The sequence below is a fragment of the Kitasatospora sp. NPDC007106 genome, assembly GCF_040634455.1.
GTDB lineage: Bacteria > Actinomycetota > Actinomycetes > Streptomycetales > Streptomycetaceae > Kitasatospora > Kitasatospora arboriphila.
Genome location: NZ_JBEYFP010000158.1, coordinates 1 through 11,218 on the forward strand (window position 1 = coordinate 1; position 11,218 = coordinate 11,218).

The 11,218-nt window shown below is 73.4% G+C and carries 8 protein-coding genes; 3 read left to right on the forward strand and 5 right to left on the reverse strand.

Annotated features, from left to right (window positions below):
• Window positions 1-123: 123 nt before the first annotated feature.
• Entirely contained in the window at window positions 124-1,365 is a 1,242-nt protein-coding gene (locus ABZ641_RS15690) for an extracellular solute-binding protein (protein ID WP_344624532.1), read from the reverse strand.
• A gap of 434 nt (window positions 1,366-1,799) precedes the next feature.
• Between ABZ641_RS15690 and ABZ641_RS15695 the strand changes: the two genes are divergently transcribed.
• Window positions 1,800-4,706, forward strand: coding sequence for a glycosyl hydrolase (locus tag ABZ641_RS15695; protein WP_359982229.1), 2,907 nt, complete (start codon window positions 1,800-1,802; stop codon window positions 4,704-4,706).
• Between the two features lie 316 nt (window positions 4,707-5,022).
• On the opposite strand, the gene ABZ641_RS15700 is transcribed toward ABZ641_RS15695, so the two are convergent.
• A complete protein-coding gene (locus ABZ641_RS15700; protein ID WP_359982232.1) occupies window positions 5,023-5,721 on the reverse strand; it encodes a VOC family protein in 699 nt (232 codons plus the stop codon).
• 63 nt (window positions 5,722-5,784) lie between these two features.
• Window positions 5,785-6,216 carry an ASCH domain-containing protein gene (locus ABZ641_RS15705; protein WP_359982235.1) on the reverse strand — a complete coding sequence of 144 codons (432 nt, stop codon included), beginning with the start codon at window positions 6,214-6,216 and terminating at the stop codon, window positions 5,785-5,787.
• A gap of 345 nt (window positions 6,217-6,561) precedes the next feature.
• Between ABZ641_RS15705 and ABZ641_RS15710 the strand changes: the two genes are divergently transcribed.
• Complete coding sequence (locus ABZ641_RS15710) at window positions 6,562-7,824, forward strand: family 16 glycosylhydrolase (RefSeq protein ID WP_359982243.1); 1,263 nt, start codon at window positions 6,562-6,564, stop codon at window positions 7,822-7,824.
• Window positions 7,825-8,166: 342 nt separating this feature from the next.
• On the opposite strand, the gene ABZ641_RS15715 is transcribed toward ABZ641_RS15710, so the two are convergent.
• Both ABZ641_RS15715 and ABZ641_RS15720 read right to left on the reverse strand, forming a co-directional pair.
• Window positions 8,167-9,195 carry an aminoglycoside phosphotransferase family protein gene (locus tag ABZ641_RS15715; RefSeq protein ID WP_359982238.1) on the reverse strand — a complete coding sequence of 343 codons (1,029 nt, stop codon included), beginning with the start codon at window positions 9,193-9,195 and terminating at the stop codon, window positions 8,167-8,169.
• 55 nt (window positions 9,196-9,250) lie between these two features.
• Window positions 9,251-10,264 carry a LacI family DNA-binding transcriptional regulator gene (locus ABZ641_RS15720; RefSeq protein WP_359982246.1) on the reverse strand — a complete coding sequence of 338 codons (1,014 nt, stop codon included), beginning with the start codon at window positions 10,262-10,264 and terminating at the stop codon, window positions 9,251-9,253.
• Window positions 10,265-10,520: 256 nt separating this feature from the next.
• On the opposite strand from ABZ641_RS15720, the gene ABZ641_RS15725 reads away from it, so the two are divergent.
• Window positions 10,521-11,218 (forward strand): bifunctional transcriptional activator/DNA repair enzyme AdaA (locus ABZ641_RS15725; RefSeq protein ID WP_359982240.1); only part of this gene is annotated, 698 nt, incomplete at its 3' end.

The window sequence follows — 11,218 nt, forward strand, 5'->3', positions numbered from 1 at the left end:
GCCCGGGGCGCCGCCCGGCGGCCGGGGCCGGGGGAGAGGAGATGGCCATGGGGAGTCCTCGGACGGGGCCCCCGGCCGGACGGGCCGGGGGCCGGTGATCAGGCGTCTGTCACTGCCGGAGCATCAGTTGCCGTTGGCCTTCTTGACGTTGTCCAGCGCGTGCTGCCAGGCGGTGGCCGGAGCGGTGTTGGTGCGCTCCACCTCGCCCAGCGCGTCGGTGAACGCCTTGCCGATCACGCCGTCGTCCGTGCCCAGCACCTGGGCCGGCATCGCGGCCGCGGACTCGCTGAAGATCTGGCCGATCGGCGCGTTGTTGAAGTACGGGTCCTGGACCGACTTGATCTCGGCCTGCGCCGCCGTGCTCGACGGGAAGGAGCCCTGCTTGGTGAAGAGCTTCACCTGCTGCTCCTTGGCGGTCAGCCACTTGATCAGCTCGGCGGCCTCCTTCGGGTGCTTGGCCGTCCGCGGGATCGCCAGGTACGAGCCGCCCCAGTTGCCGGTCTTGCCCGGGCCCGCGGCGATGTCCCACTTGCCGGCGGACGCGTCGCCGGCCTGGCCCTTGATGTAGCCGATCATCCAGGCCGGGCAGCTCAGCGTGGCGAACTTGCCGGTGGAGAAGGCCTTGTTCCACTCCGGGGTCCACTGCGGCAGCTTGGCCGACAGACCGTCCGCGACCAGCTTGGTGGAGTCCTCCCACGCGGTCTTGACCGCCGGGCTGGTCTCGTACACCGGCTTGCCGCCCTCGTCGGAGTAGCGCACCTTCTGCTGGCCGACCTCGGCGGTGAACATGCCCGCCGCGCTGTCCGTCCAGGCGTTGCCGGGCTGCGCCTTGGCGGCGTACTGCTTGCCCAGCTCCAGGTAGCCCTGCCAGGTCGACCACTTGGCGGCCAGCTCGGTGCGGTCGGTCGGCAGGCCGGCCGCCTTGAACAGGTCGGTGCGGTAGCAGATCGCCTCCGGGCCGACGTCGGTGCCCGCGCCGAGCACCTTGCCGTCGGCGGTCTTGATCGCCGCGCCCTTCCACCCCACCAGGCCGTCGTTGACGTCGCCGATGCCGACGGTCTTGAGGTCGGTGAACTTGTCGGCCTGCTTCTGCACGACGCTCGCCACCCGGCCGACCTCCAGGCCCTGGATGTCGGCCACGCCGCCGCCGCCGGCCAGCTTGGTCTGCAGGGCCTGCCAGTACTGGGCCTCGTCCTGGGTGTCGGACTGCTTGATGGTGATGTTCGGGTGGGCCTTCATGTACTCGTCGTAGAGGCCGGTCTCCTTGAACCCGAAGGTGCCGAAGAGGTCGATCGTCAGCGTGACCTTGCCGTCGGCGGCGTCCTTCGATGCGGTGCCGCCGGAGGAACAGGCGGTGAGCAACATGGTCGCCGCGAGGGCGGCGGTGCCGAGGGCGGCCGTACGGCGGGCTCTGAACGGGCGCATGGGGATGTCTCCTGACCGGACGGGGTGGGTGGCTGGAGTCTGCGAAGGGGAGCACTGACGAGCGAGCGCTCTCCGCGGGCCGCCGGCATGTCGATGCCCGGTGCCTCATTTCTGAGAGCGCTCTCAGCGATGCAAGGAGAGTGCCGGGATCGGCGGGTGGCCGTCAAGGGGTCGAAACCTGACCGTAACCTCGGAGCCCGGCCTTCCGTCCTGGCCCTACGGGCCCTTCCCGCCTTCGGTGCGGCCGTTCGGCGGATTCGGTTCAGCGCATTGACACTCCGTCGGATCCGGCCCTACCGTCCGATCGCTGAGAGCGCTTTCAAAACCCCACCCTCACACTCACCCGTCCCCCACCCCCACCCGAGGTGGACCCGATGAAGCTCAGATCCCTGCGCAGCCCGGCCGCGGCGGTCACCGCCCTCGCCCTGGCGTCCGCCGCCGCCCTCACCGCGACCGTCGCCGCCGGCAGCGCCGCCGCCGCGACCGTCCCGGTCGGCCTCGGCGGATACGCCGACACCCGCCCCGCCGGTACGGTCGGGCCGAGCAACTCCGACGGCGCCCCCGTCACCCCCAAGGTCACCGCCCGGGCGGCCGGCAAGGCCGCCCCCACCAACGACTGGTGGTCCTCGCTGATCTACCAGCGCTACGCGGGCAACCCGTACTCCGAGAACATGTACGCCCACCCGTTCACCTTCAAGGCGAACGCGAGCGGCCTGGAGGTGGGCTACCCCACCACGCCGACCATCACCTCCGACGGGCGCCAGTACGACTTCACCCACACCCGCGACCTCACCCTCGGCGTGGCCGGCCTCAACTCCCCGAACACCAAGGTCGACGGCTGGTCCGACTGGACGGTCACCCCCTACTGGGCCGACGGCGGCCACACCTTCAGCGCCACCGTCGGCCACGGCCTGCCGTACGTCTACGCGCACGCCACCGGCGGCGCCGCCCAGATCACCACCGCGGGCACCCCGACCGTCTTCTCCGACCAGGGCAACGTCCTCGGCATCACCGTCGGCGGCCACCACTACGGCCTCTTCGCCCCCACCGGCACCGACTGGACGGTCAGCGGCAGCACCCTCACCGCCGCCCTCGGCGGCAAGGACTACTACTCCGTCGCCGTGCTGCCCACGCCTGCCGACCTCGCCCGGTACCGCACCTACGCGTACAACTTCGTCACCGACACCAAGGCCACCTGGACCTACCAGGAGGCCGCCGGCACGCTGAACACCACCTACACCGCCACCACCACCGCGCAGGAGGGCACCGGGACGGGCACCCTGCTCGCCCTCTACCCGCACCAGTGGCAGGCCACCGCCGACCCGCTGACCTCCCTCTCCTACACCTCGCCGCGCGGCACCATGAAGGTCCGCGAGGGCACCTCGTTCACCACCGCGCAGGCCGTCACCGGCGTGCTGCCCTCACTGCCCGACCTCGGCGCCTACGACCGCACCGCGCTCGACACCATGGTCAAGGCCGAGGCGAACGCCGCCGACCCGTGGCAGGGCGCCACCGACACCTACTGGACGGGCAAGGCCCTCGGCCGGCTCGCCCAGCTCGTGCCCGTCGCCGACCAGCTCGGCGACACCGCCACCCGCGACAAGCTGATCGGCCTGCTCAAGGGCAAGCTCGAAACCTGGTTCAAGGGCACCGGCTCGTCCGTCTTCGCCTACGACGCCACCTGGAAGACGCTGATCGGCTACCCCGCCTCCTACGGCACCGACGCCGAACTCAACGACCACCACTTCCACTACGGCTACTTCGTCCAGGCCGCCGCCACCGTCGCCCGCTACGACTCGGCCTGGGCCGCCGACTCCGCCTGGGGCGGCATGGTCAAGCTGCTCGCCAAGGACGCCGCCAACGCCGACCGCACCGACGACCGCTTCCCGCTGCTGCGCAACTTCGACATCTACGCGGGCCACGGCTGGGCCTCCGGCCACGCCGGCTTCGCCGCCGGCAACAACCAGGAGTCCTCCTCCGAGGGCCTCAACTTCAGCTCCGCGCTGATCCTCTACGGCTCCGCCACCGGCGACACCACCCTGCGCGACCTCGGCGTCTACCTGTACACCACCGAGGCCAACGCCGTTCAGCAGTACTGGTTCGACGCCGACCACAGCGTCTTCCCGAGCACCTTCGGCCACGCCACCGTCGGCATGGTCTGGGGCAGCGGCGCCGCCTACTCCACCTGGTGGACGGCCTCGCCCGGCATGATCCACGGCATCAACTTCCTGCCCCTCAACGGCGGATCGCTCTACCTCGGCCGCCGCCAGGACGACCTGCGCGCCAACCTCGCCGAACTCAAGGCCAACAACGGCGGCGCCTTCACCGACTGGCGGGACCTCCTCTGGGAGACCGAGGCCCTCGAAGACCCGGCCGCCGCCAAGGCCGACTGGGACGCCGGGAACGCCGGCTACACCCCGGAGGAGGGCGAGTCCAAGGCCCACACCTACCACTGGATCCACAACCTGGCCTCGCTCGGCACCCTCGACCCGGCGACCACCGCCGACACCCCGACCGCGGCGGTCTTCACCAGCGGCGGCACCCGCACCCACGTGGCGCACAACTACACCACCACCGCCCGCACCGTGCACTTCTCGGACGGCTACGCGCTGACCGTGCCCGCCCGCTCCACCGCCAGCGAGCGCGGCAGCCGGCAGGACGGCGGCACCGGCGGCGTCACGCCGTCGCCCACCCCGACCGGATCGCCGACCGCGTCGCCCAGGCCCACCCCGACCCCGACGCCCACCCCGACCGCGACGCCCACCCCGACCGCGACGGCCACCACCGGCAACACCTTCCACCTGCAGCCCGGCGGCGCCCTGACCACCGCCTACGGCACCGCGGCCGCCACCGACACGCTGCCCTCCGCGGGCGGCACCAACCACGACGGCACCCCGTACCAGGCCAAGGTCTACGAGATCCGCAACCTCAGCGGCACCGTGAAGCCCGGCGCGGCCACCGACTTCGACCTCTGGGTCGACGCCGGCAGCGCCGTCGGCCTCGGCCAGCAGGCCAGGATCTCCTACGACCTGACCGGCGACGGGACCTTCGAACGCGTCGAGACCTACCGGTACTTCGCCACCGACCCGGTCGCCGGTTGGGAGCGCTACTCCGGCACCGCGGCCGGACTCGCCTCCGCCACCGGCACCCTCGGCACCCTCGACCACGGCACCGTCCGGATCGAGGTCTGGTCCGCCATCGGCAGCGCCCCCGCCCAGCTGCGGGTCGGCGCCACCCAGACCCAGGGCAGCGCCTCCGTCCTGCGGATCCCGTTCAACTAGTCCCGGGCTTCAGGGGGCGTGGGAGTGATTCCACGCGTCCCTGAGCCGACCGCCCGAACGCCCGCTCCCCGTCCGTCCCGCGCGCATCGCCGGGGCGGACGGGGAGCTCTCGCGCGTCCGGGCCGGGCCGTCTCTTTCGGATCTTGCCGGGCGCGCGACGCCGGGCATCCTCCCCCGGCCTTCGGCCGGGAGGTGCCCCCGGCCGGACGCACCAGCGCATCGGCCGAACACGGTCCAGGACGAGGCCGATCCGCCGGTACGCCCAGCCGGCCGCCCACCGCCGCGCGCCGATCCGACAAGATCCGAAAGGGAGGGCCTACCGCCCGGCGGGCGCCGGATCGGGCCCGCCGGCCGCGCCGACGCAGGCCTCGTTGCCCTCGGGGTCGGCCAGCACCCAGTGGGCGGGCGCGAACTCGTCGTTCACCAGACGGCCGCCGGCGGCGATCGCCGCGGCGATCCGGGCCTCGGCCAGGTCGTGCGGCACCCAGACGTCGACGTGGACCCGGTTGCGCTGCGGGCGGGGCTCCGCCATCTGCTGGAAGTAGAACGGCGCCCCGCGGCGCTGCGGGTCGACCAGGTCCTCGGGGCTGCCGGCCCGCTCCCGGTAACCGAGCAGGGCCCGCCAGAACGCCACCACCGCGGGCCCGGTGAGGGCGTCGACGGTCACCTGGACGGTCTGCACCGCCGACGGGTCCGCCGGAAGCTCCAGCTTGCGGGCCACCGCCGAGATCAGCCGGGCGAGTTCGACGTGCCGCTCGGTCAGCCCGTAGTAGTCCTCGGTGAGCGCGACCAGCCGCACCGTGACGCCCTCGGGCCGCAGGTCGACGTCGGGGGCGTCCGCGCCCGCCCCGGCCAACTCACCGATCTCCTGGACGAATTGCGCGCCGGCCGCGAACGACCCGGTGCGGAAGTAGGCGCAGGCGCCCTCGCCGAGCACCCGCCAGTCCTGCACGCCCTCGCTCTCGTGGAAGTGCCGGGGCCTGATCCGTCCGGTTCCGCTCGCGTCATCGGTCATGCGCGCCAACGTAGCAGGTCGTCGACCAACTACTTCTGCCTGCGGACTACTTCTGCCCGCGGACTACTTGACGCGGTCGACCAGCCGGAACCGCTGCAGGACGAGCGGGGTGGTGTCGTCGACGGTGTAGTGCGGGTCCTCCAGGACGGCCCGCAACTCCGGGCTGTGCCAGAAGTCCTCGTGGCCGGCCCGCCACTCGGCGACCGAGGTGTAGCCCTTGCCCTCGGCCACGGCGTGCGCCAGCCCGACCTCGGCGAGCGGGGCGATCCGCACCTCGGTCAGCTCGATCACCGCGACCACCTGCCCGGCCGAGTCGACCACGGCCTCCCGGTACCCGGGGCCGGGGATGCTCTCGCCGAGCTTCTCGTACTCCGCGACCAGGCCGGTGGTGCTGGTCTTGGAGCCGTCCAGGATCGCCGCGACGAGCGCGTCGCGCAGCGGGCCGGGGAAGGCGAACTCGGCCCTGGGCAGGCCCTCGTGGCTGTCGTGGTCCATCCGGTCAGGCTAGCCCGGCGATCGGTCGTGGGCATCCGAATTCCGGCCGGGCCGCACCCGGGACCCGTCGCCGGGCAAGCGATTTCCGGTGCGGTGGGCCCCGCGGATGATGTCCACAGGTCAAGTAGGCCCTAAGAGACGCTTAAGGGACTGCGGAGATTTGTATCGCCGCAGGTCAGAGGCTTGGCGTCGATGAGGGGCGACATTGTCGGCGGGGGTGACCCGTCGGTAGCGTGTGGGCCCACCGGAGCCGCCCCGGTCGCGAAGAGAGCGCTCTCGCTCCTTCGAGTACGTGCGGTCCTTCCCTGCCCCACCTCCACGTCCCCAGGAAGGGGTGTGCCTGCCATGGCCTCCCACCGCAAACGCCGCTGGTCGCTCGGCGGACTCGTGCTCACGCTCACCACGGCCCTCGTGGGCGCGGCACTGGTCTCCGCCAACGACGCCGTGGCCCCGCGGGCCGGCGCCGCGACCGCCGCACAGACCTGGTCCGACGAGTTCGACGGCCCGGCGGGCCGCGGCCCCGACGCCGCCAAGTGGACCCTGGAGACCGGTGGCGGCGGCTTCGGCAACCACGAGCTGGAGTACTACACCAACAGCACCTCCAACGCCTCGCTGGACGGCCAGGGCCACCTGGTCATCACCGCGAAGAAGAACACCGACCCCGGCCTCGGCTGCTGGTACGGGCAGTGCCAGTACACCTCGGCCCGGCTGAACACCGCCCGGACCTTCACCCAGGCGTACGGCCGGTTCGAGGCCCGGATCAAGATCCCGCGCGGCCAGGGCGTCTGGCCGGCCTTCTGGATGCTCGGCAACGACCTCGGTTCGGCGGGCTGGCCGAACAGCGGCGAGATCGACGTCATGGAGAACATCGGCCGCGAGCCGAACAGCGTGCACGGCACCATCCACGGCCCCGGCTACTCGGGTGCGGGCGGCCTCGGCGCCGCGTACAGCCTGCCCGGCGGCAAGGCCTTCGCCGACGACTTCCACGTCTTCTCCGTCGACTGGAGCCCCAACTCCATCGTCTGGTCGGTCGACGGCACCCCGTACGAGACCCGCACCCCGGCCGACACGCACGGCAACAAGTGGGTCTTCGACCACCCGTTCTTCGTCATCCTCAACCTGGCGGTCGGCGGCGACTGGCCGGGCAGCCCGGACGGCTCGACGGCCTTCCCGCAGACCATGGTCGTCGACTACGTGCGGGCCTCCGCCTCGGGCGGCGGCCCGGCGGCGTCGGGCCCGATCCGCGGCATCGGCGGCATGTGCGCCGACGTGGCCGGCGGCTCCAGCGCCGACCGCACCCCGATCCAGTTGCACAACTGCACCGGCAACGCGGCCCAGCAGTGGACGGTCGGCAACGACGGCACCGTCCGCGCCCTCGGCAAGTGCCTCGACGTGGCAGGCGGTTCCACCGAGGCCGGCGCCGTCGTCCAGCTGTACACCTGCAACGGCACCAACGCCCAGAAGTGGACGTACACCGCCGCGCACGACCTGACCAACGTCGGTGCGAACAAGTGCCTGGACGCCAAGGACGGCTCCTCGGCCGACGGCACCCGGTTGCAGACCTGGACCTGCAACGGCACCGCGGCCCAGAAGTGGACCGTCGGCTGACCCCCCCCGGCCCCGGCGGTTCCACCGCGGCGCCCCGCCCCCGGCTCCCCGCCGGGGCGCGGGGCGCCCGCCTTGCGGGGGCGCCCGCGGCGGCCGACGCCCCTGGGACGAGTCTGCGACGGCGTACGGATGCCCTCCTCGGGGGCGCGTGGGGGCACCCCGGCCGAAGCCCGGGAGAGAACTGTGCGATGCGGATGCGGGCCACCGTGCGGACCGGGGGTGAGCAGGATTCGTCAGGAACACCACTCCCGAACTACGCAGTTCGCCCCCCGGTGGCCTTCGGTCGGGAGCTGCCCCACGCGCCCCCGAATCGACCTCCCGAGCGCCCTGCGAAGACAGGTCCTACGGCCGCCGTTCGGGGAGGGGGCGCAGGGAGGGCCAGCGGGCGAGCATGCCCTCGTGCATGGCGGTGGCGAGGCGTGCCAGGTCGCGGGAGGCGGGGGTGTCGGCGGTGAGGCGGCCGACCGTCCGCAGGCGGTGGGCGAGGCGCTGGCGGGCGGTGGCGGTGCCCCAGGTCCAGTCGCGGTGCGGGATCCGGGCCAGGTGGTCGGTGGTGCCGCGGTGGGCGCGCTGGACGAGTGCGTCGCCGCGCAGCAGCCACCCGGCGCAGGCGTCGGCGAGGTCGCCGTCCACCTCGGTGCCGGTGTCGGCGCGCCACTGGGTGCGGTAGGCGGCCTCGGCGGCGGCCAGCCGCTCCCGGGCGGGGGCGGTGGCGCACCAGCAGGTGGGGAACCCGATCCGCAGGTAGGCGAGTTCGACGATGCCGGGCCCGCGGGAGGCCTGCTCGAAGTCGACGAAGCGGAGGCCGTCCCCGGTGTGCAGGTCGTTGCCCGGGCACGGGTCCCCGTGCAGCAGGGCGCGGCCGGGCAGCCGGGCCAACCGGTCGACGATGCCGTCGAGTTCGGCGCGTGCACCGGCCGGTACGACGACGCCGAGCATCCTGGCCAGCCGGAGGAAGGCCGCCACGTCCTCGTCGGTGGGCCCGGACCAGGCGGGCAGGCCGTCGGCGCCGCCGGGGCCGGCCGCGGCGTGCAGCCGGGCCAGGGCGGCCGCGTAGTCGATCACCCAGTCGGCGCGGGGCGTGCCGTCGGCGAGGTGTTCCAGGACGATCACCCGGGCGGACGGGTCCGCTCCGAGGAGTTTCGGGGCGACCGGCGGGTCGGTGCGGGCGGCGAGGCGGAGGGCGGCCGTCTCGCGGGCGTAGCGGTCGTCGGCGCCGGGCCCGTCGCGGAGCTGTTTGACGACCACGGGGGTGCCGGCGAGTTCGGCCCGCCACACCCGGGAGCGGGGGCTGCTGGCCAGTCGGCGGGCTCCGCGGGGTGTGCCGAGTTCGGCCCTCAGCCGCTCCCCGAAGGGTAGTCGTGACCACATGGCGCCATCATCGCACGGGTACGAACCGTCCGGCGAGCGCATTGTTGACGAGGCATCAGGCGGAGCCGCGCACCACCAGTCGGGTCGGCGTGATGACCGAGGTGGGGCCGCGGCGGCCGGTGGTGTCGGTCTGGCCGGTGAGCCGGCGCAGCAGCAGACGGGCCATCAGGCGGCCCATGTCCTCGATGTCCTGGCGGACGGTGGTCAGTGGCGGGTCCGTCCAGGCGGCGATCTGCTCGACGTCGTCGAAGCCGACCACGGCCACGTCCTCCGGCACCCGGCGGCCGGCCTCGCGGAGCACCCGCAGCGCGCCGGAGGCCATCGCGTCGGAGGCGGCGAAGACGGCGTCGAGGTCGGGGCGGCGGGCGAGCAGTTCGGCCATGGCGCGGCCGCCGCCGTCCGGGGTGAAGTCGCCCTCGGCGATCAGGTCGGGGTCGCCGTCGGGCAGCAGGTCGCGGTAGCCGTCGAGGCGGTCGACGGAGGAGGTCTGGTCGAGCGGGCCGGTGATGGTGGCGATCCGCGTCCGGCCGAGGGACTGCAGGTGCTGGACGGCGATCCGGCCGCCGCCGCGGTTGTCGCTGTCCACGTAGGTCAGCTCGCGGTCGGACTCGGCGCCGGGCCAGCCGGGTCGTCCGCCTATCACGAACGGCAGGCCGACCCGACGGGCGATGTCCGGCAGCGGGTCGCTGTGGTGGAGCGAGAAGAGCAGGGCGCCGTCCACGTGCCCGCCGCCGAGGTAGCGGCCGACGCGTTCGAAGTCGGCCTGGTCCTCGATGAGCAGCAGCACCATCTGGTTGTCCGCGGCGGACAGCTCGCGGGAGATGCCGCGCAGGTGCTTGGCGAAGAACGGGTCGGAGAAGAGCCTGCTCTCCGGCTCGGAGACGACCACGGCGACGGCCTGGTTGCGCCGGGTCACGAGGGTGCGGGCCGCCAGGTTGGGGACGTAGCCGAGCTCGTCGACGGCGCGCTGCACCTTCTCGCGCAGCGAGGCGCGGACGCCGGCGCCGCCGTTCACCACCCGGGAGGCGGTGGCCCGGGAGACGCCGGCCCGTTCGGCGACGGACTCCAGGGTCGGTCTGGGTAGGGCGCCCGCGGTGTCGCCCCGCCCGGCGGGGCCGGGGCCGGGGTGGGATCCGCCGCGGGCCGGTGCGCCGCCGGAGGGCGCGGCGGGTGGTCCGTCGCCGGTGGGCTGGTGCTGCGACACCCTGGGCTCCTCTCACGGATCTGTTCGCATCAGAGCCTATCGGGTGCGTCGAGTCCATTGAGAGCGCTCCCAAAAATCGGGTCGTGTCGGACACCGGGCCTCCTCCCGGGCCCGGACGGCGATGTCCGATTTCCGCCGGTCGGGGCCGTCCGGGTGGCGCAGACTGGAGGGCGTGATCGACGACGAGACCAGGTACCGGGCCGTGGACAGCCGCGACTCCCGCTTCGACGGCGTCTTCTTCACCGCTGTCCGCACGACCGGGATCTACTGCCGGCCGAGCTGCCCGGCGGTGACCCCCAAGCGCGTCAACTGCACCTTCTACCCGACCGCGGCCGCCGCCCAGGGCGCCGGCTACCGCGCCTGCCGCCGCTGCCGCCCGGACTCCGTCCCGGGCTCGCCGGAGTGGAACCACCGCGCCGACCTGGTCGGCCGCGCGGTGCGGCTGATCGGCGACGGCGTCGTCGACCGCGAGGGCGTCGCCGGCCTCGCCGAGCGCCTCGGCTACAGCGCCCGCCAGCTGCAGCGCCAGCTCACCGCCGAACTCGGCGCCGGCCCGCTCGCCCTGGCCCGCGCCCAGCGCGCGCAGACCGCCCGGCTGCTGCTGCAGACCACCGAGCTGCCGGTCACCGAGATCGCCTTCGCGGCCGGCTTCGCCTCCGTGCGGCAGTTCAACGACACCGTGCGCGAGGTGTACGACCGCACCCCGACCGCGCTGCGGGCGGAGACCGCCGGTCGGCGGGCCAGGCCCGCAACGGCCGGTACCCTCGCGCTGCGGCTCGCCTACCGCGGCGCGCTGGACAGCGACCACCTGCCCGACTC

Bases quoted from the DNA above. Each gene is read 5' to 3' on its own strand.
- ABZ641_RS15690 (WP_344624532.1), bottom strand. From the start codon at position 1,365: ATGTTGCTCACCGCCTGTTCCTCCGGCGGCACCGCATCGAAGGACGCC.
- ABZ641_RS15695 (WP_359982229.1), top strand. From the start codon at position 1,800: ATGAAGCTCAGATCCCTGCGCAGCCCGGCCGCGGCGGTCACCGCCCTC.
- ABZ641_RS15700 (WP_359982232.1), bottom strand. From the start codon at position 5,721: ATGACCGATGACGCGAGCGGAACCGGACGGATCAGGCCCCGGCACTTC.
- ABZ641_RS15705 (WP_359982235.1), bottom strand. From the start codon at position 6,216: ATGGACCACGACAGCCACGAGGGCCTGCCCAGGGCCGAGTTCGCCTTC.
- ABZ641_RS15710 (WP_359982243.1), top strand. From the start codon at position 6,562: ATGGCCTCCCACCGCAAACGCCGCTGGTCGCTCGGCGGACTCGTGCTC.
- ABZ641_RS15715 (WP_359982238.1), bottom strand. From the start codon at position 9,195: ATGTGGTCACGACTACCCTTCGGGGAGCGGCTGAGGGCCGAACTCGGC.